23 protein-coding genes and 2 pseudogenes are annotated in these 26,252 nt (G+C 54.3%); 11 read left to right on the forward strand and 14 right to left on the reverse strand.

Annotated elements, in window-relative coordinates:
* Window positions 1–107: 107 nt before the first annotated feature.
* The 5 genes and pseudogenes from B9H04_RS07805 to B9H04_RS07825 form a co-directional block, all read right to left on the reverse strand.
* Window positions 108–317: a hypothetical protein gene (locus B9H04_RS07805; protein WP_211277039.1), complete on the reverse strand. Its 210-nt coding sequence runs from the start codon at window positions 315–317 to the stop codon at window positions 108–110.
* A gap of 298 nt (window positions 318–615) precedes the next feature.
* Window positions 616–1,310 (reverse strand): annotated as a pseudogene (queC, locus tag B9H04_RS07810) (7-cyano-7-deazaguanine synthase QueC).
* Window positions 1,307–1,914 (reverse strand): annotated as a pseudogene (locus B9H04_RS18965) (GTP cyclohydrolase I). The pseudogenes queC (B9H04_RS07810) and B9H04_RS18965 overlap by 4 nt, the downstream one beginning before the upstream one ends.
* A 1-nt stretch (window position 1,915) precedes the next feature.
* Window positions 1,916–2,689, reverse strand: a complete 774-nt coding sequence (locus tag B9H04_RS07820) for a 7-carboxy-7-deazaguanine synthase QueE (protein ID WP_049932892.1) — start codon at window positions 2,687–2,689, stop codon at window positions 1,916–1,918.
* A complete protein-coding gene (locus tag B9H04_RS07825; RefSeq protein WP_049932893.1) occupies window positions 2,689–3,150 on the reverse strand; it encodes a 6-pyruvoyl trahydropterin synthase family protein in 462 nt (153 codons plus the stop codon). The genes B9H04_RS07820 and B9H04_RS07825 overlap by 1 nt, the downstream gene beginning before the upstream one ends.
* A 276-nt stretch (window positions 3,151–3,426) precedes the next feature.
* On the opposite strand from B9H04_RS07825, the gene B9H04_RS18045 reads away from it, so the two are divergent.
* Both B9H04_RS18045 and B9H04_RS07830 read left to right on the forward strand, forming a co-directional pair.
* Complete coding sequence (locus tag B9H04_RS18045) at window positions 3,427–3,924, forward strand: hypothetical protein (protein WP_139835061.1); 498 nt, start codon at window positions 3,427–3,429, stop codon at window positions 3,922–3,924.
* Window positions 3,925–4,004: 80 nt separating this feature from the next.
* On the forward strand, window positions 4,005–6,908 hold the full coding sequence (locus B9H04_RS07830) for a hypothetical protein (RefSeq protein WP_049932894.1): 2,904 nt from the start codon (window positions 4,005–4,007) through the stop codon (window positions 6,906–6,908).
* A 93-nt stretch (window positions 6,909–7,001) separates the two neighbouring features.
* Here the strand turns inward: B9H04_RS07830 and B9H04_RS07835 are convergent, their stop codons facing one another.
* From B9H04_RS07835 to B9H04_RS07850, 4 genes are all read right to left on the reverse strand, one after another.
* Window positions 7,002–8,159, reverse strand: coding sequence for a BREX system ATP-binding domain-containing protein (locus tag B9H04_RS07835; protein WP_085682590.1), 1,158 nt, complete (start codon window positions 8,157–8,159; stop codon window positions 7,002–7,004).
* Window positions 8,149–9,042, reverse strand: a complete 894-nt coding sequence (locus B9H04_RS07840; protein ID WP_049932896.1) for a hypothetical protein — start codon at window positions 9,040–9,042, stop codon at window positions 8,149–8,151. Before B9H04_RS07840 ends, B9H04_RS07835 begins: the two co-directional genes overlap by 11 nt.
* Complete coding sequence (locus B9H04_RS07845; RefSeq protein WP_162141815.1) at window positions 9,039–10,073, reverse strand: tRNA-guanine transglycosylase; 1,035 nt, start codon at window positions 10,071–10,073, stop codon at window positions 9,039–9,041. Before B9H04_RS07845 ends, B9H04_RS07840 begins: the two co-directional genes overlap by 4 nt.
* A gap of 250 nt (window positions 10,074–10,323) precedes the next feature.
* Window positions 10,324–10,983, reverse strand: a complete 660-nt coding sequence (locus tag B9H04_RS07850) for a queuosine precursor transporter (RefSeq protein WP_049932897.1) — start codon at window positions 10,981–10,983, stop codon at window positions 10,324–10,326.
* Window positions 10,984–11,163: 180 nt separating this feature from the next.
* Between B9H04_RS07850 and B9H04_RS07855 the strand changes: the two genes are divergently transcribed.
* The 3 genes from B9H04_RS07855 (at window position 11,164) to queC (B9H04_RS07865) (ending at window position 13,184) form a co-directional block, all read left to right on the forward strand.
* On the forward strand, window positions 11,164–11,625 hold the full coding sequence (locus tag B9H04_RS07855) for a 6-pyruvoyl trahydropterin synthase family protein (RefSeq protein ID WP_049932898.1): 462 nt from the start codon (window positions 11,164–11,166) through the stop codon (window positions 11,623–11,625).
* Window positions 11,625–12,401: a 7-carboxy-7-deazaguanine synthase QueE gene (locus B9H04_RS07860; protein WP_049932899.1), complete on the forward strand. Its 777-nt coding sequence runs from the start codon at window positions 11,625–11,627 to the stop codon at window positions 12,399–12,401. Before B9H04_RS07855 ends, B9H04_RS07860 begins: the two co-directional genes overlap by 1 nt.
* Before the next feature lie 93 nt (window positions 12,402–12,494).
* The gene (gene queC, locus B9H04_RS07865; RefSeq protein WP_049932900.1) at window positions 12,495–13,184 is read left to right on the forward strand and encodes a 7-cyano-7-deazaguanine synthase QueC; all 690 of its coding nucleotides are present in this window, start codon (window positions 12,495–12,497) and stop codon (window positions 13,182–13,184) included.
* Between the two features lie 46 nt (window positions 13,185–13,230).
* Here the strand turns inward: queC (B9H04_RS07865) and B9H04_RS07870 are convergent, their stop codons facing one another.
* A complete protein-coding gene (locus tag B9H04_RS07870) occupies window positions 13,231–13,560 on the reverse strand; it encodes a hypothetical protein (RefSeq protein WP_049932901.1) in 330 nt (109 codons plus the stop codon).
* A 245-nt stretch (window positions 13,561–13,805) separates the two neighbouring features.
* Here B9H04_RS07870 and B9H04_RS07875 point away from each other — a divergent pair, with 245 nt between their 5' ends.
* On the forward strand, window positions 13,806–13,988 hold the full coding sequence (locus B9H04_RS07875; protein WP_080508614.1) for a ribbon-helix-helix domain-containing protein: 183 nt from the start codon (window positions 13,806–13,808) through the stop codon (window positions 13,986–13,988).
* A gap of 56 nt (window positions 13,989–14,044) precedes the next feature.
* On the opposite strand, the gene B9H04_RS07880 is transcribed toward B9H04_RS07875, so the two are convergent.
* Window positions 14,045–15,025: an ADP-ribosylglycohydrolase family protein gene (locus tag B9H04_RS07880; protein WP_049932902.1), complete on the reverse strand. Its 981-nt coding sequence runs from the start codon at window positions 15,023–15,025 to the stop codon at window positions 14,045–14,047.
* A 386-nt stretch (window positions 15,026–15,411) separates the two neighbouring features.
* Window positions 15,412–16,233 carry a CBS domain-containing protein gene (locus B9H04_RS07885; protein ID WP_049932903.1) on the reverse strand — a complete coding sequence of 274 codons (822 nt, stop codon included), beginning with the start codon at window positions 16,231–16,233 and terminating at the stop codon, window positions 15,412–15,414.
* Between the two features lie 114 nt (window positions 16,234–16,347).
* On the opposite strand from B9H04_RS07885, the gene B9H04_RS07890 reads away from it, so the two are divergent.
* From B9H04_RS07890 to B9H04_RS07905, 4 genes are all read left to right on the forward strand, one after another.
* Window positions 16,348–16,704, forward strand: coding sequence for a hypothetical protein (locus B9H04_RS07890; RefSeq protein ID WP_049932904.1), 357 nt, complete (start codon window positions 16,348–16,350; stop codon window positions 16,702–16,704).
* Window positions 16,705–16,733: 29 nt separating this feature from the next.
* Window positions 16,734–17,003, forward strand: a complete 270-nt coding sequence (locus B9H04_RS07895; protein WP_049932905.1) for a hypothetical protein — start codon at window positions 16,734–16,736, stop codon at window positions 17,001–17,003.
* A 429-nt stretch (window positions 17,004–17,432) separates the two neighbouring features.
* Entirely contained in the window at window positions 17,433–21,905 is a 4,473-nt protein-coding gene (locus B9H04_RS07900; protein WP_162141816.1) for a DEAD/DEAH box helicase, read from the forward strand.
* Window positions 21,906–22,241: 336 nt separating this feature from the next.
* Window positions 22,242–23,270, forward strand: coding sequence for a Cdc6/Cdc18 family protein (locus tag B9H04_RS07905; RefSeq protein WP_049932908.1), 1,029 nt, complete (start codon window positions 22,242–22,244; stop codon window positions 23,268–23,270).
* Window positions 23,271–23,617: 347 nt separating this feature from the next.
* Here the strand turns inward: B9H04_RS07905 and B9H04_RS07910 are convergent, their stop codons facing one another.
* Window positions 23,618–24,127, reverse strand: a complete 510-nt coding sequence (locus B9H04_RS07910) for a DNA-binding protein (RefSeq protein WP_211216875.1) — start codon at window positions 24,125–24,127, stop codon at window positions 23,618–23,620.
* Window positions 24,120–24,815 carry a nucleotidyltransferase domain-containing protein gene (locus tag B9H04_RS07915; protein WP_049932909.1) on the reverse strand — a complete coding sequence of 232 codons (696 nt, stop codon included), beginning with the start codon at window positions 24,813–24,815 and terminating at the stop codon, window positions 24,120–24,122. The genes B9H04_RS07910 and B9H04_RS07915 overlap by 8 nt, the downstream gene beginning before the upstream one ends.
* A gap of 497 nt (window positions 24,816–25,312) precedes the next feature.
* Here B9H04_RS07915 and B9H04_RS07920 point away from each other — a divergent pair, with 497 nt between their 5' ends.
* The gene (locus B9H04_RS07920; protein ID WP_049932910.1) at window positions 25,313–26,251 is read left to right on the forward strand and encodes a hypothetical protein; all 939 of its coding nucleotides are present in this window, start codon (window positions 25,313–25,315) and stop codon (window positions 26,249–26,251) included.
* Window position 26,252 lies beyond the last annotated feature (1 nt).

Raw genomic sequence — 26,252 nt, forward strand, 5'->3', positions numbered from 1 at the left:
CCAACTCTCGGTGACAGATATTTCTGTTCCTGTCTTACTCGCACCAACAATGAACTGGACCGTTGTTCTGTTCCTCGTCCTGTGATTCGATTTCGCAAACGAAAAACTCACCTTCCGGATACATGATGAACCGGTTCATCGATGTTCTGAAAGGAACCCACATCCTCAATCTCCCACTCAGCGCCCTCATTGCCGTCCCACGTGTAGTAGTCGTCTTCACCATCTACTGCGAAGTCGAGTACTCCGGTTCCGCTACCGGTGATGTGCTGAACCAGACTTAGTCGGGTTGATTGTGTGATTCTGCCCGTCAATTTCATTCAGCTACGGTAATCAATGTCCGCCACTTCAGAGGAAGGGGAGTAGTGCCAACGATGGAACTCACATTTTTACCGCCACGAATCCCACTACGCGGCGCTGTGTCGTCCAATTAGACGAATGAGTGAAACCACCATAGGTATTCACAAACTAGAATTGTTGGATGATTATTAGATTGCTTTCTACATCAGGCGCCCTAGGATCGGTGTCTCCCGCACCGGCCCTACTCTCCGTGACACCCGGATCGAGAAGAATTAGTGCCAGAACCGCCTTATTCGAGGTAAATCGGTTCAGAGGCGTCTATAATTCGGCATAATCGGGGCGCTCGGCGTATTCGATTGGATCGCGCTCGCCGAGATTTTGGAACGCCTGGAGACGGAACGCACACGCGTCACACGTGCCACACGCTGGTGCTTCTTCCCGGTAGCAGCTCCAGGTTGTTCATAGGGGATGCCGAGTTCGAGACCGCGTTCGGCGATGTCTGTCTTCGACAACTCGACGAACGGCGCTTCGACGCTGATCTCCGTCTCCGGTTTCGTGCCGACGTCGACGACCTGCTGGAACGCCTCGAAGAACTCCGGTGGGCAGTCCGGATACCCCGAGAAGTCTTCACTGTGCGCACCGATAGACACGGCCTCACAATCGTTGGCTTCTGCATACGACGTCGCCATCGACAGCAGGTTCGCGTTACGGAACGGTACGTAGGAGCTCGGAATCTCGTCGCTCTCCAAGTCTGCCTCTTCGACGTCCACCTCGTCGCCAGTAAGACTCGACGCACCGATCTTCGAGAGGTGGTCCGTCGTCAGGTGGAGGAAGTCTGCGGCGTCGAAGGCCTCGGCCTGGGCCTGCGCACATTCGTACTCCTTACTCTCGGTCTGCTGGCCGTAGGACGTGTACGAAATGTACAACTCATAGCCAGCATCCTGCGCGACAGCAGCGGCGGTCGCACTATCCGTTCCCCCAGACGCCAAGATTACCGCTCGTTGCTCGCTTATCCTTGACCCTCCGTACGGTTGACCGCTGCTTGGAACCGCTCACATTCTGCCTCAGTCGGTTTTCCGGCAGTTGCCCTGGTGGTGGTCGTGCTTCTCGTCTCGACGCCGCGCATCGTCTCACAGAGGTGCGTTGCGTTCATTTCGACAAAGATGGTAGCTGCGTCTAGTTCCTCTTTGAGTCCGACGCGATGTCGTTCGTCAGTTGTTCCTGCCTCGTGAGTTTTCGTGACTGCCAGCGGACGTACCGAGTCAGCTTCGAGGGCCCTACCACCTCGTCTGTCGGATGATACGCCAAATGAACTGTTCCAAAGAACGGCAACAAGTGGTGCTCACACAGCGAATACACGGGAATTGCGGTTTTGACAACGAGATCGGTCGTCGCGGCGTCGAAGGCCCGCATTGTCGGCTTCGTGGCCTCCCGTTGGCCTTCGGTGAGTGTCGCGAAGCCGTCCGGGACGCGGCGCTGCCAAGTCTCACTCAGCGCGTTACTGTCCGGGTCCTCGCCGACAGCATTTAAGAGGAGGCGAACGCCCCGCTGTGCCTTCTCGTAGTCGGTGTCTGATTCTACCTCGCCAGTCGCGAATTGAAAGTGCGTACTCGTCATGTTACGTTTCGGGGGCGTCGTTCCAGAGGTCTACGTGCAAGCGGGGCGTGTACCGGTAGCCGTACTCCATCGCGAGTTCAGCGACCTCATTCCGGCGGGCATCGAGTTCGTCTCGAGTCGCCCCCTCAGGCATCAGCAGCACGTCGGAATCCGGGATGCGACTCGCTGCCGTCGATCGGACGTCAGCGAGGAGGGATTCGATCTCGGGTAGGTCATCGGGGCCAGTGACGACAAACTTGAGTTGTGCGTTGTAGTCGTCGACGAGTGCGCCGAGTGTATCGAGGTCGATGCGCCTTTCTTCATGACGGTCTGCCCACTCGCCATCGCCCTTGGGGTCTTTCTCGGGGGTGGGTGTGCTGGAGGCGAGTTTCGGGCTGATGCTTTCCAGATCGATGGGGGCGTCAAGGTGGATGGTACCGTTGGTTTCAACGGTAGTGTGGTAGCCGAGATCGTCGAGCTGCTCGAGGAGCGTGACCGCGTCATCGTGGATAAGCGGTTCACCACCAGTTAGGACGACGTGGCCGGCATCGTCGTGTGACTGGACTTCCTCGACGATGTCGTCGACGCTCATTATGGCGTGGGTGGGCTCCCAGGAGGTGTGGTAGGAGTCATAGAACCAACACCGGAGATTACATCCGCTGGTGCGGACGAACACCGATGGCGCCCCGGTGAGCTTCCCTTCACCTTGGAGCGGGTAGAAGAGCTCGTTGACCGGCAGTGTTGCGCCATCGACATCGTCCGCTGGCTGCTCATCAGCTGTCGAACTGACTGGCATCAGTGTGTCGCCCCCGCACAGATTTCCGATGTCTCCCGCACCGCTACCGAGATGTCTGAGACTGACTCTGGAAGTGTCTCGAGGAGTTTTCGTTCCAAGACGAGCTCCATCACTTCCGCGGTCGGTGGGTGTTCGAGAACGACGAGTGAATCACCGTCACCGCTCTGCTCAAAGGCGTCGATGAGCGGGTCGTCATTCTCGAGGAGGAAGCGGTGGTCCCAGTCATCTATTACTGAGGTAATATCACCTTTGTCTACGACCCAGCCATCTTGGGTGTGAGAACCAGTGACTTCCACCGAGATTTCGTAGTTGATTCCATGTGGACGACTACATTTCCCATCGTGGTGGAGGAGGCAGTGCCCGGTGCTGATTCGGATCGGGTTATCCTTTCTTATGAATAGTGTCCTCCCACCAGACTCGGAAAGGTCGGAGACCGATTCTTGTTCAAGATGTACACCAATAGGTTCTCTCAGTATTCACTAAGTATTATCAGTAGCTTACTCACTATGTCCCTAATCACGTGAGGAAATTATATTTCGGTTGGTAAATTAGAGCCAATAGTTGTGGAAACGTCGTCAGTCAGGCACCTAGAGACGGTTCAGCCGGATTGGGACGACCTTCCGCTAGCTTGCGAGTTGCTTGAGTTGCGACGGCGTGAGCCGAAAGCCGATCTGCGGACATTGGCTTTCAACAGAGGTGTCGTGGGGTCAAGAAAAGTTCAGCATGTGACTCGACTCTTGGAACTCCTTGACTTTCTGGATAAGGGCGAGCTAACTGATAGAGGGCGATGGTTGACCGAAGCGTATGAACCTGCACTGCAGCAGAGTCATTCAGGAGCAAAGTTAGGCGTCGGAGTCAAAGATTCGCTATCGTGTACCGAACAGGCTCTTCTTTGGATGGTTATTTTTTATGAGCATCGTTTGCCAATGCTGGCAGTTCTCCACCAACTCACGGTTGAAACCGTTCCGACAACTCAAGACACACCAGCGGCACAAAGGTTCGGTGAGCGGATCGATCATCTCTACCCTGGTGTCGATAGTGACAGCTCATGGGTGCCACGTGCTAAAGTCCACTACAAGTGGTTATTCCACTTGGAACTCGCGAAGATTCGGTCGAACAGTTACGTTTTGAACGAGATCGGTGACGGTGTTTTTGAGCAAGTTGAGGCAGAGTGCCCTGACCAGTGGGATTCGATACAGATCCATACTGGCCCTACATTATCTGACTTCGGTTAGTTAGTGCCAGTTACAGAGTGAGGGACTTCGAACGGATTTATAGGATGCCCTCCCATCGCTACTACTGGTGACTATCTAACGTGCGGTTCTACGTACCTGAGTGGGACGACGCAGTCGACTCCCACTACGATTTCGAACACGACGAACTCTCTACCTTGAACCGTCAAGAGCGCGATCTGGATTATATCTGGGACATTTTCGAGCCTGAAACAACACCAGTAGACGGGATCCTCATATCTCGCGAACAGGTCGAAGAGACAAACCGCAAAGCCGATAGACTAGCCCAGTACGGTGTCTACGATGACCCCGTACTTTCTATCCCGAATTGGTTGCCAACGATTAGTGACTGCGGGGCTTGGGGGTACAAGTCGCTCCCTTTCCCACCGTACGGAAACGAGGATATGCTCGACTTCTACGAGACACTGGACGTTACTGTCGGCGTCACTATCGACCACCTCGTTCTAGGGTCGGGAAAGGACAAGGGGCGGCTCTATCTTGACGAACGCGCGTTCGATGGGGAACTCAACAAAGACGACATCCCCGATCCCATCACCGACGTCGTTGACGTTATGATCGAGGAATGGCCAGAGGAATGGCCCTCATATGTCGACGAGTACGAGCCGACGATTCGTACTGATCCCGATATAGAAGTTGAGCCGTTCATCGCTGAGGACTTTCGGGGAGACATTGATACCGTTCTGTCCCGTCTCGCACAGGATTCACGTGCGGTCTATCGCGAACACGACGCCGAGTTCCGCTACGACCTGACGTTGCGGAACGCCCGAGAGATGTATGACCTCTACCAGCGTCGTGACTACCCGTTCCGACTGATGGTTGCTATCCAAGGGTGGAACCCTGATTCATACAGTAAGGCGACCGAGGAAGTGCTTGGTATGGGTTATGACTACCTCGGGATCGGGGGGGTCGCAGGTAGCCCAGTTCACGACGTTCGTGGAATCGTCAAGAGTGTCGGGAAGACGATCAAGCAGTTCGAGCGGGAACACAACACCCGCATTGACTCACACGTCTTCGGCTTCGCGAAGACTGAAGCGTTCGAGACGATCGGTCGCTCGGGGATGACTAGTTTCGACAGCGCCAGTATGCTTCGTTCGGCGTGGACGGGTGGACAGAACTATCGCCTTGATAACGGCGAACGCTACGATGCCATTCGAGTTCGCTATCCATCGAGCCGAGACGATCTCGACGAAGCTGTCGAGAAATCCCTACGCGGTCGTGAAACACTGGTAGCACTCCGGGCATACGATGTAGGAGATTCTATTCGTGATGCTCTCGAGAGTTGGTACGAGCGGGCCGAGAAGGTACTACCAGCGACGAGAGAATATCTGCGGGAACACCGCCACGAGGACCAGTACGACGAGTCACTCCTACAGGACATAGAAAGGGCGTTCCGAGAGGATTTCGAGTATGGACGTGAGCTTCAGGCGAGCTTCAGCGATAATCTACGTAGTAAGCTAGTCAAGCTCCTGCGGAAAGATACCTCGGCTGCCCCAGTATCGTTCGAGAAATACGACGAACTGCTTAGCACGGCGGTAGACGTATTCGAGGCGTTCCCACACGCGAAGACCAGTTTGGACGAGCCGTATGTCGTCAGTGACTATGACCGAGTCTGGGCGATTGTCAGGGATTATGCTACTTGGATCGGTGACGACGGCCTGCTCGAAGAGTATCAAGACACCCTTCGAAGTCGTCCGTGGGAGAAATGTGACTGTCCAATCTGTACAGAGCATGGTATCGAGGTTTGTATCTTCCGAGGGAACGATCGGAATCGGAGACGAGGGTTCCACAATACACGCCGCTTCTACGATGAATTCGAAGAAGACCTTCCGAAGATCCTCGTCGCGACCCAGGGTGATGCGGCCCTCAGTGGCTACGAAACTGTTGAAGACTATCTGCGCGACAAATACTCCTCGTTTTGGACTCAGACACATGACCTTCCGGTCGCAGAGATTGGTGTACTAGATGCGAACGGTGTGAGTGAGTGGTGGGAAGAAACTCCCTCGCTCGTCTCGTTCGCCCCAGATCGTATGGCAGCAAACGTCGGCGAACAAGCAGCGAGGTACCAACACCTCTTTGTACACACCTCGGATGATGGGCTTGACGAAGAAACCGTAGCGGCTGCTCGGAAAAACGGTTGCGAGGTACACACCAATAGCAACCCTCGAGACTTGCGTGATGAAATACTCGAGGTCTGCGGGCAGAACTATTCAGCCAGCGACGATTTCGTGCCTCATCCACCTGAGATCGATACCGAAAAAGGATTGGACATCCTTGTCATCGACCAGTGTTCAGGATCGAAGGAGATACCAGACGACGCGCCCATTTTCGGTGAAGAGGAAACTCTCCAGTTCTCTCGTGAAGGCCTCCTCGCTCGTGATAATGTGCCAAGTATTGCGGCACGCGACCTGTACACGGGACGCCAGCAAAACCACGTCAAGAGTGCAATTAGATGGCTTCTGCGACAAGGCCACGACGTTGACCGTTACTTCGTGAGTGCTGGATTTGGCCTTGTCGCAGAAGACGAGTATCTCCCACCCTATGAGGTAACGTTCAGTTCAATGAACGTTAGCGATATAAGAGAGCGATCTGCGAAACTTGATATCCAAAAAGACCTACGACACCTCCTTCAAGAGGCCGATTACGATATCGTCTTCTTTACCCTCGGGAAGGATTATTACACCAGTATCGACATCGATGAGATGGTTCAGGAGGTACGTTCCGACCGAATTGGTGTGGTATTCAACCGCGAACTTGTCGAAGACCAATTTGACAATATCGAATCTATCCCTGCCCGGACAGAGGACGCAAAAGAGCATGGCACGATCGTAGTTGGACTCAAGGGGCAATATATGAAGAACTTCGCTCGATATATCGATACTGTCGATGCTCTTCGCCCGGAAACTATCGAAGAACTATGTCGGCGAGCAGAGGAAGTACCACCACAAGATGAATTCGAGTCTGAGTGATCCTCCACCTACCGTATGGCATCATATGCGTTGTTTCGTTCATTTAACAAAGACAGATTGGGATCACGAGATTCCCAATGGAAGCAGAATATTCTACGAGACGACTTCCTGAATGATCTCTTTGTCAATGTTTGCCCTCCCCCGCTTGGCGGCATCATCGACCGTGTAGCTACAGATCGAAAGCGCCTGTCGAACGTTCCCCTGTGAACTCTGTAAAATCAATTGGAGGCTATCTTCCTCGAAGACATCGAACACTGAAACCGCTTCACCGGCGGCAAGGTCAAGGTAAGAATCGACGAGGTCTTTCAAGTGGTCTTCTGTCATCGGTTGGAGGGAAACCTCTCGACCGATCCGCTCGGAAAACGCGTGGTACTCGCTCATGATGTCCTGCCAGACTTCCGGAGCACATCCGAACATCATGCTGAGTCCGGAACTGTTCTGATCCATCAAATGGCGTAGACTGTTGAGCGTCGCCTGTTCGTTCTTCGGGGAGAGTCGCGCCACGCTTTCGAACTCATCCACGAAGACGAACACGCCAGTATACCCGAGTTCCAGAAGCATATTCTTGAGCGCAGTAAACGCACGCACACCCATCGTGTCATCGTCAAGCGCGCTGTGAATCTCCATCTCCTTGCGCTGCTCGTACCGAATTCCCTCTGCGGTGAGCCACTGCCACGCGTAGAGGTTCGTGTCCTCATAGACCATATGTACAATCGCCCGAGCGAAGTCTGCGAATTTTGTGACGTCACTCAGCAGTTGGACAGCTTTTGGAACGAGTGCTGAGAGCAGAATATCTCCCTCGTCGATCAGAGATTTCATCGAGGCTGCCCCCATCGGATTCGTCTCGGTATGCTTCCGGGCGACATGAGAAAGGAACTCGTACGCAAGTTCCTGTACACGATCGAAGCCGAGATCGTACATGAACTCGTGATAGATGTCAAGGAACCCTTCTCCGGGCTGAGCGACATATCCAACGAGAACATCTTCGCGGTCACGGACGAGCGAGCGTGCGTATTTGAGGGTGTGTGATTTCCCGTTTCCGTACTTTCCGGTTATGACGAGGTGTTTCGATTTTCCGGTACTGAGCACCGATGAGACGGTATCGCTCACCGCGTCCGCTACGTGATCCTGTCCACAGTAAACCTCAGGATTGTCCGAGGGTACTGGGCTGTAGGGGAACGGGTTCTGGTCGAGACCGAGGGATGAGTAATCGCGCTGTTCGTCTGTAATCTCGAAATTGTCAGTCGTCATTGTTGTTGAACTGGAGGTTGCGGTCGTACACCGCGAGGTAGTAGTATTGCTTACCGAGCTGTTCGACACCACGCATCACCTGCTCTGAAGACTGGTTGGTAGTGACGAGTCCGCTGTCGCTGTCGGCCAGTTCGATCGTCTTGAGCCCGTACCGTGCTTCCTTCGCGCCGGTGTCGATCGGTGCTCCGGAGAGCTCTATCCGACCGATATTTTCTTGCGCGAGCGTCCGCAGGGCGTCGTCGAACGCAGCACGGTCACAACTGAGGCGCTCACAGGTATGTTCACGAAGTTCGGGGATCGAGAGATACCGCTTCTTCAGATTCACGCCAGCACTTTCTTCTAGGCTGTCAGCAACAGACAGCAACACGTACGGGAAGTTTGGCGGTACTTCGCTTTCTTCGACTGCATAGAAGGTCCCATCGAACGCGTTTCTTTGGATTGCGCCGAGGCGTTGTGCCCAAGCCCCGATGACATCTAATGATGTCTCGTTATACTCGTAGGTGGTAAACTCGGCTTGGTCCTCAAGCAGTTCCAGCGCCACATCTGGTTCGATGGTACAACCATCTTCGAATAGACCGAGAAACTCACCGTAGTGTGGACTGTGAGTTTGTAGAACCGAGCTGACTTTCTCCCAATCGCTCGCTTCGACGGCATCGATAAAACGCTCACCGACGGACGTTGTCGCGTAGGTTTCCTCGGCAGATATTTCTTCAATAAGATTGATGCGCGTCGATTCGAGGATTGTTTCTCGTGCACGTCGTTTGCTCACGTCGAGTGTATCAACGGCGTCATCCGTTGACTGTGCGCCGTCCCGACACAAGTGAGTTAGTTCGACCAGTCGGCCGAGGTTAACCGGTCGAACGGTAGGGCGTTCGTCACTCATGCGAGCCTCCTAACTTGTTGTTTCGCTAGTTTGTAGGCCCGAGCTGTAACTTCGTTGCCACGGAAGCGAAGATCGAGGTATGATTCAACATCCTCGCCTGCTTCCACCATGTACCGGAAGCGACGAAGTTCGAGTGCGAGTGCCCACAAGTTGTGCTTCACAAGAGCATCACGGTCCTTACGGACATCGTCAAGTGTGCGATCCTTACAGACCGGACAAGCACAAGGTAGATATTCAAGATCCTTGATATGTCGGAGTTCCTCCCCTCCGAATCCAGGAATCAGGTAGTTCCGGTTACCAGCACTCCGGATAAACGCACTTGAGTCGAAACTGTCCACTCCGCAATAGAGCAGTAATGGTTGATACACGAGGCCGCCCAATCCGTACGCATGGAGATGCTTATCAGTTGCTCGCCTCGCAGCTAATATCAGTTTTGTGACTTTCTCATAGTCGGTCCTGATAGGAACGAGACTACCGAGCGCGTACCCGTCGAATTCACCGTTTTTCTCAAGATATCGAATCCCGTTCTGTATTGTCTCAGGGTCGTACCCGTGTACACTAGCGAAAAGTAAGCCGTCGCCGTTATGCGAATCACTCGCGGAAAGTGCCCGCTGTATATTCTCTTCTGCCCGTCGGTCGTTCTCTCGCTCTCTATTCTCACGCGAAAGTGGAACGTCGACTGTCCCAAGAATATCTGCTTCGATTGCCTGCTGTGTTTCGAGCGATTTCTCTGGGGTGGTGTCTAGTTCCTCAGAGCGGAAATCAAATCCACCACTATCGGCGAAAATAATGGTAGACTTGGGTACCCCCATCTCACTCCGCAGGGTCTGACCGTCCTGTATTCTGTCCCACTGTGGTTCGCGCTGACGTATCGACCGAGCGTTAACCATCGCAGTCGAGAGGTCAGGGATCTCATCCGTGTACTCTGGGGTGTTATCGCTTGATCGCTTCCCGATGTTACGGACTGGAAAGAGAACAGGTGTCTCTAACTCCCCGTGTGGTGTTGATAACGATCGTCGCCTGTACAACATATGACGAGCTGCGGTAAGCTCAGCTGTAACTTATATCTTTTCCCGACTAGAATGTATGAAGACCGCATTCGGTCCACGAAAGTAGAAATATACCTATCCCGATAATATTAATCTGCTATTTATGTAGCCTGTAGTGTCGAGTATATTTGCTATTTATTACACCATGTCGAACACGCTTCTCGAGCACTATACTCGATATTCTGCTTTGATACAGCATCGGAGATTGGTCTTCATTCAGCACAGATTACATCTAAGCCGGCCGCTCCACGAACTCCGTAACGGCGTAGAACGGGAGCGTATCAATCAGCGCGACAAGCAGTTTCACGATGTACTGCCCAGCAACGATCGACACGAGCGCCCAACCCCACGTCGGGTCCCCGCCAAGGCCGAGTGCCGGAAAGATAGCGAAGCCGAGCGTGATGAACACGACTGTGTCCACGGCTTGACTAATTGCCGTGGAACCGCAGTTCCGGATCCAGCGATGCCGACCGCCGGTGCGACTCTTCAGATTAGCGAAGAGTCGGACGTCGAGATGTTGGGCAGCGGCAAGCGCTACGACGGAGGCGAGGATAATCGAGGCGGAACCACCAAGCGTCGAGACGAACGCTTCCTGGCCGCCGTAGAACGGCGCAGACGGCATCCAAATGGCGAGGAACACGAGCGCATACGCGATGACGAGCGTGACGACGGTTCCGTTGACCACGGTCGCAGCGTACTCTTTCCCGTGGTACTCGACGAGCAGGTCTGAAGCGAGGTACGCGACACCGAACGCAACGAACCCGGCAGGGACGGCGACGCCGCCAAGTCCGGGGAGTTCAATCCACGTAAGTTTCGCTGCGAGGACGTTTGCGAGGACGATTGAGCCGGCGAACACGGCAGTGAAGATCGCACGAGTGTCTTCAGTCTGCATCAACTGTCATCACCGTCAGTGACCATACAATTGCGTGCGGTGCTATGCTGCGGCCCGGCTGGAGATGATGCCAGTGGGCGACGAGAGAGTCGATGGAGAGACGATTGTGAGTGGTGCTGCCGTTCCATCGGTGGGGTATCGAAACTCAATATTTATATATTCCCCGAATATTCTTCGAGTATGGCTCGGAGTATATCAAGAGACGAATCCGAAGCAGATGTGCTTCAGGAAGCAGGCCAACGAACACTCCAAATCGGAGACGACAACCCTATCCGAATTAGCTCGGGCCATCGAATCCTCCACCACGACGGGAAGTGCTCGCGGCCACACGGGCACAACTACGAGATCACCGTCGAAGTGACCGGGGAACTCACCGAGGAGGGGTGGGTCGTCGACAAAGGCGACGTCACGGACGTCATCGACGCGTGGGACCACCGGTTCCTCGTCGAAGAGGGCGATCCGCTCGTCGACGCGTTCGAAGCGTCCGGCGACGGCGACGCGCTCGTCGTCTTGGAGCACCCGCCGACGGCGGAGGTGATGAGCGTCCTCCTCGAACAACGCATGCTCGATACATTCCCGGACACCGTCTCGGACGTGTCGGTGTCGGTGAGCGAAACCGGTGAGCTCTGTGCGAGTTACTGATGCCGGTCGCTAGCGATATCGAGGAGCCCGCAACAGACGCTGACACGACTGGTGAGGGCCTCCCGATCAACGAGGTGTTCTACTCGTTACAGGGCGAGGGAACGCTCGCAGGCGTCCCCTCCGTCTTCGTACGGACCTCTGGGTGTAACCTGCGGTGTTGGTTCTGTGATTCGTACCATACCTCGTGGGAGCCGACCGGGGCGTGGCGCGACGTCGACTCTATCGTGGAGGAAATACAGTCCCACGAACAGGCTGGCCACGTCGTGCTCACAGGTGGGGAACCACTCATCCACGAGGAGTCAGTCGAGCTCTTAGAACGGCTTGACGCAGGGGGGTATCACACGACGGTGGAGACGAACGGGACGATCCATCGGGACGCACCGATCGATCTGGCAAGTATCAGCCCAAAGTTGGCGAGCAGCACGCCGACACCGGAGCGTGACCCGAAAGGAGAGGGCGAGTGGGAAGAGAAACACGAACAGAACCGGATCGACATGGATGCGTTGTCCCAGATGGTCGACAACTACGAGACCCAACTCAAGTTCGTCGTGACCGACGAGTCGGACCTCCTGGAGATCACGGACCTGGTTGATCGAGTGCGAGAAGCGACGGTGACGACCGTCGCCGATGATGACGTGTTGTTGATGCCGGAGGGCATGACGCGCGAGCAACTCGACGGGACGCGAAGCGAGGTCGCTGAACTGGCGATGGAGTACGGCTACCGGTACACGCCGCGCCTCCACGTGGACCTATGGAACGACGCACCGGGAACATGAGCACGTCACTCTCAGACGCCGGTCGGAAGAGCGAGGTGCGCGAGTGCGGTGTGGTGAACAGAGCGATAATCAATTCGACATAACTGAGCAGATATGAGCAACAAAAGCGCGGTGATTCTGGTGTCTGGCGGGATGGATAGTGCGACGGCCGTCTACGAGGCGATCGAGCGGGGGTACGAGCCGTACTTCCTCCACACGTCGTACGGGCAGCGAACTGAAGACAAGGAGTACGAGTGTGCGAAAGCGCTTGCTGAGGAAGTTGACGCGGCTGACTTTCTCCATATCGAGACGGGGCACCTCTCGCAGATCGGGGCATCGAGTCTGACGGACGAAGAGATGGATGTGGCTGACGCGGATATGGAGAGCGACGAGATTCCGACATCGTACGTCCCCTTCCGGAACGCGAACCTGTTGTCGATGGCGACGTCGTACGCAGAGGCGACTGATTCGGAGGCGCTGTTCATTGGGGCGCACTCTGAGGACTTCTCCGGGTATCCCGACTGTCGCCCCGCCTTTTTCGACGCCTTTCAGAACGTGATCGACGTCGGGACGAAACCAGAGACAGAGATTGAGTTGAAAGCGCCGTTCGTTGAGTGGTCGAAGACGGAGATCGCCGAGCGGGGGTTAGAACTTGGTGTGCCGTACGACATCACATGGTCGTGCTACCGCGACGAGGAGCCGGCCTGTGGGACGTGTGATGCGTGTGCGTTCCGCTTAGAGGCGTTCCGGAATGCCGGGTCACGCGATCCGATCGCGTATGCTGAGCGGCCGGAGTTCTCGTAACGCTTCTATTCAAACGACGTAGGAAAACTAGCTCGGCCTGCTGGGGCTAAGCTTCGTCGGTGATGTCACCTGTAAACTCATCTTCGCCGTTAAGCCGTCCCGCAACTCCATTCATCGCATAGATAAGCGTCGCTGCGACGTCGAACGCTTCTTCTCGTGATAGCCGAGATATCGGCCGTGTTACGAATTCCTCACCATCCGTATTCACGCCGGTGATCGGGGTGACAGAATAGTCGTCATCGCCCATTGTGCCGTCAAGACGGACGAGAATTGATTCATCATCATCGGATCTCCACTCAATGTAGTACTCGTCGTGAATCTCCTCACTCCATCCTGAAGGATAGTAATCAAGGACCTCAGTTTCACTTTCAGGCATTGTGTATATCAGAGTATCATACCCACTTACGATTAAAAATATGTGTTCTGTACTTCAGTTGGGGTGCCCCAGAAAATCAAGTCAAACGAATCACTTGAAAACGTGGGTTTGTCAGGGTGCTCAATGGTTATCATATCAAATATGTCTCAGGTACTGAAAGCGGGATTACGTGATGTAACGATCAGTTAGGCGCATCCGATTTACTGGCCGACACTATGAAGATATTCCTCTGCGAATACGAGGGTATGCCAAAGGTTAGCGTCGAGATCCCCCAAGAACTGCTTGATGACCTCGATGAACACGTCGGTGACGAGGGAAAATTCGTCAATCGAAGCGATGCGGTTCGAGCATCAATCCGAAAGACACTCGATATGCTTGATGAGATAGATAGACGGCACGGACGGGCCGAAACTGATGAAGTAGAGTAGTCGATTTAACCTACAATAGCTCGAAATATCCCCAGTTGTTGGTTAAAGGTTCTAAATTAGGCTTGTAAATCAAATTGGCCACTGGAAAGTTTCTCTACGACTGACTCAGGAAGCGAGATTTCCATCGTATCGAGTTGCTGGCCCAATTCTCTGATTTCAGCCGTCTCATCGATTGCCTGGAGCCAGCGATCAGGAAGTTCGGACGCGCCAAACCGTGCCCCCGCAACAGCCCCAGCAACGGCCGCAATCGTATCTGTATCACCACCCAACATTACCGCATCGACGATGGCACCCTCCGCACTCTCAGCAGTCAGTCCGTGGTAGAGTCCCGCTTGAAGTGTTGTGACGACATAACCCGAATTAGCGAGTTCAAGATCTGCCGGAGACTCAGACCCTTCCACAATTGCCTGAACAGCTTCACACGCACTCTGGAGTTCAGCAGGCCCATTCTCTGCGAGATCAAGCGCGGACGCAAGCGGCTGGTCCGTACCGGTAAGCAGGCCAGCAAGCGTCCCATTCAGGATAACACATCCCCACTGACAGCGCGGGTCGGCGTGCGTGATAACCGAGGAAGCACGACTCGCAGTCACGAGTGCATCGGACTCACCAGCAAACGCGATCCCGTACGGGGCACATCGCATGACGCTGCCGTTGCCCGCATTGGATCCCTCTGGGAGGTGTTTCCACTCATCGATCCCAGCCTCATCCCACGCGTCACCATCTCGGAGTCGCCTGAGGACTGTGCTAGTGAGTAGTCCAATGTCGAACGGGTCTGATTGATACCACTCGACGAATCGGTCTGCGACGTCAACGGGATCGAAGTGGCCCGAATCAGCGAGGCTTCGAGCCACACACAACGCCATCTCGGTATCGTCCGTGATCGTGCCAGCAGGTTGGCCATGCGTCCCATTGGCCAGCATGTCCATGACGGGGCCGTGCCGTTGCTGAATTGAGGCTGATTGCTGGAACTCCACCGGACGACCGAGGGCGTCGCCACAGGCGAGTCCCAAAAGAACACCTACCGCTGAGTCATCCATACGACAGTGGATACGGCGAAGCGCAATAGTAGTTGGATGTGGGTGGCTTTATGGAAGCACTCAACAGGTGCAAAAAATGACTTGCTGTGATTACAGGGTACATCCTTTTCAGCAATGCCGGTAATGAAACCGTATGAGAGCTTCACGTAAGGAAGACAAGATGTGGCACTTCACTGAACCAGATTACTGCGGGTGGGCACAGACCTTTACAGAGGAGGATTCGTTTGAGGAGACAATTGAGGTCTCATCGGTAAATGAGGTCGACGATTTTTGTGGAATGTGCCGGGAACGACGCGAGAAATAAGCAATACTCAGCGAACGGCTGTCTCCGCCGGTTTTGGATTTGAAAATATATTTTCAACAGAGCCACGTGGCTGGTTCGAGGACTACTCAGCGGCGGTCGGCGGAGCATACCCACCGTCCTGTAGGCTGGTCAGAATCTGCTCGATGTCCTCAAGGAGTGTATACAGGTTCTCAGTCGTGCGGCCACTACTCAAAAACTGGTCACTGTCCGTGTTCTCGACAAGTAGATTAGCGTGGGCGACATCGTTCCGGAGTTCCGTAATATCGTGAAGCCGCGACTGCGCCTCACCTGTCGTTGAAAATCCGCACTCTTGCCAACAGGCGTCGACGCTCGACACGATTGTACTGAGTGTCGAAAATTGGGCGTAGTGGATCTCTGATAATTCCACGTTGGCCGCTTTGGCATCCGCATACCGGGCTTCGATACCATCGATTTCGTCGGTACTCACAGGAGTCTGCTTCCAATCGGGGACCTCCGCCGAGATGACCTCTCGCAAATGTTCTTCCAGGTATGTGATCCTATCGAAGAGATACATCCGCGCAGGGGGTGTGTTTAGATCTGCACGCGTCAGAATTCCGGTGATCCGGTTGTGGCCCCCAAGGAAATAGACCGGCTCCTCGATTAACGCCGCGAGACTCTCCGCGAACGACGTGTCACCGCTAATCATGTAGTCAATGGTAAGCGGCGTGAGGGCCGCCTCAAGCGTGTCACCAGTATCGTCGGTGTCGACGTCATCTTCGTGGATGAATCCAACTGGGTCGCCGTCCCGATCAACTGGCGCCGCATCGTAGCCGTTCGTCACGAGCCACTCAGCAGCAGCATCCGGTGCGGTATCGTACGAAACATGTTCAACAGAGCCAGTTGCGAGTTCTGCCGCGGTGCTCTCGTACAGGGTTCGAGCCACATACAGCGGTGAAACGGGGTGAATAATCAAGCTACGGGCTGCCCGAGTCGCATAGCTTGGTATTGCTTGGCGCCGCAATATTAATGTCTTTAGAGCATATAGAAGAAGTTGATTATGTCCGAAGGGCATTTCTATTCGGCGAGGGCAAGTATTGAGTACGGGACAGCGGCCTGTCTCTTCCCTGTCGATGAGCTGGATGCGACCGTCCTCCAGCATCGGGATGCCCAACTCGCCCTCGACGCTGTCGATGGTGATACGGTAATCGTCGTCTCTCCCACAAGTCTCGCAACCGGCTACAAGCTTGGAGGTCACCCAGTGACGGCGATCCGTGTCGACAGTCTCCCCGCCGACATTACTGCCACACTTGACGCCGCTGTTGAAGACGACATCGAGACCTTCGATCTTATTCAGATCGGAAAGTGGAACCACAACAGTCCCAACCACTCGCTTGCTGAGTTCACCGACGCGTAAGCCCGCTACCCTTCCCACTACAGTCCACAATGCCCGATACCCTTGCCGACGAGTACCCGGAAGCAGTCCCATTCATTGCCGAAGCTGTCGAAGATCACGGTGAGGAATGGGTCCTAGAAAACTACTACTCTGAGCTCTATCCGCTCGGCCAAGTGATGGCGATGCCGGAGAAAGAGGAGCTTCCGTTCTTTGACCCGGACACCGATGAGACAATGTCGAAAAACGAGCAGATCGAAATGTACGGGGCGTGGGCTGAGTACCGCGAGAATCTGCGGACTGGGACAAAACCAGACAAGTGATCGAGGTTAATGGGCTTGATAACCAGAGGATCTGGCCTTACCTAGTTAACCAACAAAGGGAGTCTTCAGAATATATTGTTGGTTAAATAGAACAAATTTCTTGTGTTACTGCCCGCAGAACGAGTCAAATTCAAGTGACCTGTACAGGTCGATAGGCTCTGTTGAAATCCTTAAGAACTGATAGAATCGGCGTGCGAGATACAGAGAGTGTAGTCACACGGGAGCAACGATATTTTTCCCCTCTAAACCTGAATCAACCGATAGAATGCGCTTGCGTATTGATTGTATAAATCCCTCTGTGAATCTAGACAATCTACGAACCCCTTTCATTTTTTATGGCTGTACGTGAGATGGAATTTCATGCCATTGAGTCGGCCTACCCTACATCCCAGTACTGTTGCGAAATATTTTGGCGTCGACTCCTGCCAGATGTTCCTACACTGGCAATACGATGAGGAAGCGCAGGACGAACTCAATAGCCGGCCCTGGGAGACTGATGAGAAAAATCCCGTTCTGACTGGGGAAGGGATTAATTTCGAGCACCGCCAACTCGATATGCTGGACGAGGCCACGTACGAGTTTATTGGCCCTCAAGAGAGCGACTGGGATGGTTACGATCGACGAATCGGTGCTGAACGTGACGTCCCGGAGTCATCAGTGCGGACGTTGATACAAAATGCAGCATCTCGGGACCCGGATGACGACGTCATCGTCTTACATCAGCCTAGTCTTTCGGGTACAGTCGGGGCGTATGAAGTATCCGGAAGTGCTGATATTGTGTTTATTGCGCCAACTGAAGATTCAGTCCGAATTCTCCTTACAGAACTGAAAAACTCGGACGAACGCAAAGTCCAGCACTCCTACCAGGCTGCCATATACGCGAGTCTGCTTCAACAGACGGCTGAAGACGCAGGCATCCACTGTTCACTCGATAATATCTACGGGGCAGTCATTACGCAGACCAACAATTTCCGTAGCGGAATCAGAGATGTGGACTCTTTCGACTATTCACGGTATCTCGCTAAACTCGACCTCAAACTCCAAGCAGGGAATGAATTCGATGAGGTCCTCGAGACGCCGTTTGAGGAAACACGGAACCGAATTGATAACCGGTGTGCGAGCTGCGAATACGAATCTGTGTGTATGACTCGTGGCGTCGAGTCAAAGGGACTCGAACTGCTCGGGTTCGATACTGCTACTCAGGAAGCTCTCGAAGGAATCGATGTGGACGGCGGTGTTACTGATCTCGAGGATTTCGCACTGTTATTTGAGCAGCCAGGAACGGACGGTTCCCATACGGATTCTTCAGCTCTGCAACCTCGCAACGAGAGATTAGTGGCAGCCGTCCGTGAGCAGACAGACATCACAAACTTGCAGATGCGGACCCAGATTGCGTTCCACTTTCTTACAGAGCTCAATGATGAATATGGGAGCGATCCCGACTTGTTTGGTCATCACCTCCAAGGGACGGGGTACAATCTTCCGCGGGATGATCACGGTCAGAACTACCCAGACAGCGCGGACTACCCCTCTGGAAGCCTGATTAAGGTATATCTGTTCGTCCAGCATGACCATGCTCTGAACCGAATCACGATTTTGAATGCGCTCGTTGAAAACAGCGAGACCGGGTCCCGCGAGTTTGCGACGGAGATTGTGGATGATATTCACACCGAGGCCGATGCGAAGGATTATCAGGAGCAACGACTACTCCGTGATTTCTTCGCGGAACTAGGTGAAGCGATTTCGGCAGTTGCCCCTGATCTCCGTGATTACGGCCTCTCGGAGTCTGTTGGATTCCCACACCTGTACTTTTATAGCTACCAGCAGCGAGAATCGCTGCTCGCCGCATTACGTCGCTGTCCGGATATTCACGGGTCTGAAGCCGTCAGAACCCTACTCGGACTCCGGCCGGCGATCGATCAGGAGATGGTCTCCGTTCTCCAGCAAGATTTCCGTGAGCGGTACGCGTTTCGGTTCAGTGGACTCGGATTTCTCCAGACAACTGCACAGTACTGCCGCCAGGAGACGGATACTACTACGGATGATAGCGGTTGGTTCAGTTGGGTTACTTCCTGGAATTCGGACAGAGAAGTTGATGTCACCCAACTGTTCCGCCGTGGATTATTCGACGGACTCGTCTCACACAATCACCCTACAGGTGGGATTGAGCTAAATCATAGCGTTCCAAGAGAGGTTGACTCGAGTAGTCATAATCTCGCTACTTGGGCGTATCCGGTCCGGAACCGAGAAACAGAACAGATTCCCCCGGCTTACCTTTGGGGCGTCCGCGATGAACTTGACCCGACGGCAAGTGATGACCCAGAACTCATCCGGGATTTCCTGTATCGGTCCAATGACCACAACACGAGGATTACAGAAGATGATGTGAAACTTCTCGCGAGACAGTTCTCCTTCGCGGTTCGGCATATCGAACGAAGCACCTGGAACAAGGATTCGTTCGTCGACAAACAGCCAGTAGATGTTTCTGACTTCCGGAACATCCAGTTCACACCACGGAGTCTTGCCGACACCGTCCGCGAATATCAGCAGTTAGAATTCTGGGCGGAGAAGAACAAACAAGAATCCTATTACAGGCAACCTCTCGTTGAACGGGCGGCATCTGGCAACTCACTCATCTTTGAAAATACGAACCCGCGAATCGAGACTGACGATAATGGGTGGGAAAATGCATTTATCAACGGAGAACTTCTGAAATACGACCGCACTCCGTATGATCCCGACGGGCACACCAGTGTCGCGCCGAACCCGCTCTCTATTGATGACTGGTCTGTCCTTACACAGGTGACCGGTGATGGGGAAATCCCCGAAGTCGTCTACCGAGACAACCCAGCGAATATACAACACCACGCGACAACCGTCGTTGATGAGGTTGATACTGACGCCGGTACTGTAACCGGTTCTGTGCTTGGAGATTGGCCGCGAGGCGATTCGGACGACGAGATGTACTGTGTGAGCCACCAGGATTGGGTAGCCGCCTCTGAAAACGATCAGGATGATTGGGGAATTTTATTTGAAGAATCCGCCGGTAGTGACCCGCTTAGATATGTGTTAGATCCGAGTGTGGATATGATCCCACAGTCCCGGGCAGCAACAGCACTACACCCCGATAGAATTGATGAGAATGTCATTTATCAACGCATCGCGCAGGTATTCAATGATAGCAGGGAGGACCTCTCTGTTGATGGAATCCATCCTGATGTAGTGGAGCAGTTCATTGACCTTCTGGAGGAGTCACTCCCCGCTCCGGCAGAAGAGGAGGACCCTGGACCGAATGCCGACCAGCATGGTTTTATTACTGACACAGATAGCGGAGTGATGCTTCTTCAGGGGCCACCCGGGACAGGTAAGACGAAATTTACGCTCGCCCCGACGATGTTGAGTCGTGTATTCGCCAGAGAGAGGACTTCGACCGATTCTGAGCAGTTCGTTGGGTTGATCTCGGCGCTGTCACACGACGCGGTCGATGAAGCCCTCCGTAGCGTTGCTGAACTCCAAGAGGACCTCAATACCGACTTTGAGGACCTCGAAATCGTTCGCATCTGTTCAGCAGAGGGTCAAGGGGTCGATCACGAGTCAGTTGAACATATTCACTACAGTGATCCTGATGCTGCTGACCGGCTCGAAGAGCTATACACCAGGTATGTTGACGACTCCACAGCTGAGGTGCCTAGCCAATTAGTGATGGCTGGAACCCCCGCCTCCCTCTACCGTGCTATCGACAAGATGGGGGAATATACAGCGGATAGTGACGGAGAGACTCTGATGGAAGATGGGCGAGCACGATACGCCGATCTGGTGCTTGTCGACGAGGCGAGCATGATTGACCTCCCGCTGTACTTGCTCGTTGGCGCGTTCCTCCGGCAGAGTGGGCAAATCGGTCTTGTCGGGGACCACCGGCAAATGGAGCCGATTCAAACCCATGATTGGGAGAGTGAAGACCGGCGAACAATCGAACTCCAAACCCCATTTTTGTCCGCCCTCAATTTCCACCGGTTCCTCCGTGGTGATATCGATACTGACGAGATTGAGCATATCCGCCGGGATCCTCCGGAGTTGGACAACCCTGGTGAGACAATTCCACTACATCAACTCACCTTCACGTATCGGCTTCCCGAAGACGCGGCGCAAATGCACACAGACCTTGTCTATGAGGAAGACGATATCGAGCTTACGAGTCGTGCCAACCACGACCCGTTCCCGGATCCTGAAGGCGACGTTCCCGACCCTCTCTCACCGGTGCTCGACCCGTCAACTGAAATCTCTCTGCTTGAGCACACTGATGGGTCAGCAGAGAAACGTAGCCCAATCGAGCAGGCAATAATCGAAGAGATTCTATCACACTACGATATCGTTGAAGAACACACAGAAGAGACAAACCCTCGTGAGGAGATTACTGTGGGAGTTGTCGTGCCGTTTAACCGGCAGAAGGACGCTCTCAACGCTTCTGTTGAAATTCCAGACACAGTCAAAGTCGATACTGTCGAAAAGTTCCAAGGGCGTGAACGAGACCTGATTATCGTCTCTGCGACGAGTTCCGACTCTGGGTATATCAACCGGCTTACTGAGTTCCTGCTAGACCCCAACCGATTCAACGTCGCAGCTAGTCGAATGATGCGAAAGGTCATCGTAGTCGGCGGGAGTGGGCTATTCCAAGCCAGCAGCGGCAACGTCAACGACTTCGATAGTCAATCCCTCTGGCTTGATTTCTACGGTCACATGGGCGGATTTGAGGATATCGCCTCCAAGAGACTGGACGAAATCCTCGATATTGGCAGGTATGAGGATGTGGTTGAGCAATCATTTGTTAGACCGTCAGAGAACCCGGCGGTATTCATTCGAGATGGATACGATGCCGACTTTGAATTTGAGGAAAGGCTCTAAGCGCCGGAACTAACCGGGCCGTGACCGCATTGAGGAAATAATACCAAGCACGGGGCGAAACCGGGAGTAGGAATCCGCAATTCCACTCTTTGGTTTTCCGCCTCTAGATGGTGTTCTCTCTAGCAACCGAAGGCCGTAATTCATACCCTCACCTGCTAGCGTTTTAGAGAGCGCCGAGTGAGTTTTCGGACGTTTCCGGAAACGGAGCGTTTCCACAATCAAAATCGGGGGACAGCGACACTACAGGAGAAGCAATTCAACGGCGATGGGGGTCTTTCTGGAACTGACCCGGTGAGGTTTTTATAACCAGACCGGAAATTACTCTGGCAGAAACAAATGATCCGTGATGCTCGCGTCCTCCGCGCCGGGTTCGTCCCTCGAGAAGTCGAGCATCGCGACGCCGAAGTTAACCACCTCTCGAGCGTTCTCGAACCGATCACGAACGGCGAGCCGGCTGACACAGCCATTGTCACCGGCCCGAGCGGTGTCGGCAAAACCTGTGTCTCGAAGTTCGTTACCGAACGGCTCCGCGAGGAAGTTCTCGACGTCGAGGCTACCTACGTCAACTGCTGGCGAAACTACAGCCGCTTCCGGACACTATACCAAATCCTCGACGACATCGGGGCCACGATAGACATCCATCGCCAGTCGACACCCCACGACGAGCTCATTGATCGGCTCCAACAGTACGACGGCCCCCGAACCGTCGTCATCCTCGACGAGGTCGACCAACTCGAAGACCCGAGCCTCATCTACGACCTCCACAGTATGGAGCAGTTCGCGGTGATCTGTATCGCTAACAAAGAAGAAGAGCTGTTCAGCCGCGTCGACGACCGCCTTGTGAGTCGGCTTCGCTCCAGCGAACACGTCCGGATGGACAAGTACCACAACGAGCAACTCTATGACATTCTGAGTGCTCGAACGAAGTGGGGCCTTGAAAACGGCGTCATCACCGACAAGCAGCTCTATCAGATCGCTGATGCCGCCGCTGGCGACGCTCGTCTTGCGATCGGGATGCTTCGCAGCGCAGCCAGCACAGCTGATCGCGAAAACCACGAAGAGATCACCAACGACATCCTCCTAGACGCCGCTGAAGATGCTCGGGCCCAAATCAAGCAGAAGAGTCTCGACTCGCTCACACCACACCAGCGGGTCGTCTACGATATTGTTCGCGACCACGGCCCGCTTGGACCCAGCGAGATCCACGACCGCTATACTGAGGCGGTCGACGATCCGCGGACGAAGCGCACCGTCCGGACCTACCTTTCGAAGATGGCCCAGTACAACCTCCTCGAAGCAGAAGGCACGAGTCGAGATCGCGAGTACTCACTCGTCGATTCAGCAGCTACATCGCCGATACAGTAACTCAGAGGCCGTGGAGTAGGTATCTCGTGGCTTTGTACAAGTCCTCTTCTCCAGATATATTCACCTCTGAAATAGATGTTCGGGGCAGGCTGCGAATTCAGAAATAGGCCATACTAACAGGACCTAGCGGCTGGCCATCATCCAAGTGTACTATCCCCTACTTCACTACAACAAACCCCGTCTGAAACTGCTGTTATTGTAACGAACCCCGTGTCAATACACTACTGACCAGAGTGCGAAATATGTACCCTGTACTGACCACACCCTAAACAGAATATATCACTTTCTAAGGATTTCAACAGAGCCGGTACAGTGATATACCATATACGGCAAAGACGGAGCGGCCGTCAGTCGCAGAGACAGACCCCCCCTTCCCGAATCTGGTTCACGCTGAATTGGTGGACGGCGAGGGCAAGACTGGCCATTGCGTCTGCCTGCTCTTCTGTCGGTCTCCCGCCGCCGTAGTAGCTCTCTGTCCGGTTCTCGCTATACAGATCCTTCATATCTTCTGCTGTTTCTTTGGTGAACAGGCCAATCTGGTATGCGCGTTTGTAGCTGAACTCGTGATCTTTGAAGTCCTGAAGTTCATCGTTCGACATCGCGAGCGCGTACGCTTCGATGGATCTCTCTATGGTTCCAAAACTCACCTCGATGATCGCTGTGTAGTAGTCTCCCTGCGCCTGAAGCGTGTTAGTCACCTCAACGAGCCGGCACGCTTTCGTCAGTTGAGTCTGCCAGTCATCGTCGGCACTAATCCCTTCCTCGAACTCTGCTCGACCACGGCCCGCCATCTTGAAGGCGTCTTGTGCCCGCTCCAGGGACTCGAGGATGTCAGTTGGATCAGACCTGTTACTCATCGCTATCACCTTCCTCGAGGAGGAGCTTTTCGACCGTCTCAAACTTGGTAGTGCTGTAGATTGGGATTCCTGAAACGACAATTTCCCGAATGTCTTCTGTGTACGTGGGAATCGCGTGGACCGCCTCAACGTCGATGTCGTAAGCATACCTATTCCCGTCGAACTCGGCGTCTTCGAGGTCGCGACCAACAGCGTTCGCCTCTCGTTGGTTTGGGGCTCGATCGTTCGTCGTGAGCACCCAGAGGTCAATGTCGCTGCGCCGATCGGCTTCGCCGCGCGCCACACTTCCGTAAAGAACGATCCCGATGACGCCGTCGAGACGGTCAGTGAGTTCATCGACGGCGGCCTTCACGGGCTTCTGGAACTCTGGTTGCGGTATTCGGAGGAGAGGGTCGTCCGGAATAGCGAGTCGCTCTCGGTTGATCTGAACGAGCCGTTGATTGTTCTCGGGCGATTCAACCACTAATTCGTTCTCGACGAGGGTATTGATCGCTCTCCGAACCGTCTGTTGGGAATGGCCAATCTGATCAGCCACTTCGCGCTGTGAGAACTGTTTGAATCGGTGGTTCGTTAAAAATAGCAAGATGTCGTTCGTTGCCTTGCTTTTGAACAAATCCGCGTCTGCGGCGGGTATTGGAACGGATATGGACACACCATGGGTGGCGTTCGATTCCGTCTCACGGCTCATATGCCATGATACGGCTCACTACTATATAAACTTTATATGAATACGGCCAGTACTTAATAACAATCGAAACGCCGGTTATTTGTCGATGTCTTCGATCGCCTCAGCAGCGGGATCACCGAACTCTCCAGCTTCAATATGTGAGTACCGTTTCCGAACCATCTCTTCGGAGTTATCCAAATATCGAGTAGTACTGAATTAGTAGGCGTGAGATAAAATATTCTGAATAATCATATTCTGGAATATCATATCTAGAGATATCATCGACGAGGTGCGTCACAATGAGGATAGCTGGATTAACCAACAAGTTGCCGGGATATACCGAAATGTTGGTTAATTCGACGGTCAAAGATAGCAGCCACCTCGGAAAGAGTCTTGGAAACAGTCTACCACTCCCCAAGATCCGGTGACAGAGTTCGAATTGACGTCTGGTACATTCTTTTCTGGAAGTCCGGAAGCGCCGCGCCGTCGCTTATTGAGAGCGTGACGAGTTATCGAGTATGGGAGATTACCCACCATCGAACCGAATGGCGGCCGACAAGCCGACACGGGGGGCTGACCGCAATCTGGGCTTGGCAGATCGCGCCGAGCCAGCCACTGAAGAGATGCTCCTGCCGTCACTCGACGACGGCATTACGCTGCTCGACATAGACGGCGGCCGTGGCGTTCCAATCCTCCAGTCGCTCGTGCTTGACCATCTCCTCCTACACGACGGGCCCGCCTTCTGGGTTGACGCGAACGGGCACGCGACGACGACGACGCTGGCTCAGATCACACCGAGCCAGCGGTTGCTCGACCGGATCCACGTCGCACGCGGATTCACCGCGTATCAGCACTACGGCGCTGTCGACAATCTCCCGACGGCAGTAAACCATGCCATCCAGAAATCGACCGCCGTCACCAGCACATCCAGTCGACAGTCATCGACTCATAGCGAAGACTCGTCTCCACACACCCCGTCGCTCATCGTCGCGCCGGCCGCCGACATCCAGTACCGCAGCGACGACACACTCAGTGAGCAGCACGCAGAAACACTCCAAGCGAGAACCCTCGCTCGACTAGCGACGTACGCCGACAGCTACGACGTCCCGGTACTCGTGACCCGGAGTACAATCGATGAGTTCACAGCACCGGTCGCGACGGCCGCCAATCATCATCTTGAGTGTGAGCAAACCCGGATGGGGCCGCGACTCGTCGGTGACGAGTTCGAGACACTCGTCTATCCCGTTGATGACGGTGCGTACTACCAGACCACGTTCGCCTACTGGCGACAGCTGCTCGCTACGCGGGCGACACAGGTCGGGCTCGAACCCGCGACACCCCCGTCGTCGACGTCGAGTCCGGCAGGTGTCGGGACAGGCGTGACCGCTGACGGCGAGACGACGTCGCTCACCACGAGTCCGCTCCTCGATGCGTGGACAGCACCTGGGGGGCGCTAAC

The organism is Halorubrum ezzemoulense DSM 17463 (assembly GCF_002114285.1).
In the GTDB taxonomy this organism is placed as follows: Archaea; Halobacteriota; Halobacteria; order Halobacteriales; family Haloferacaceae; genus Halorubrum; species Halorubrum ezzemoulense.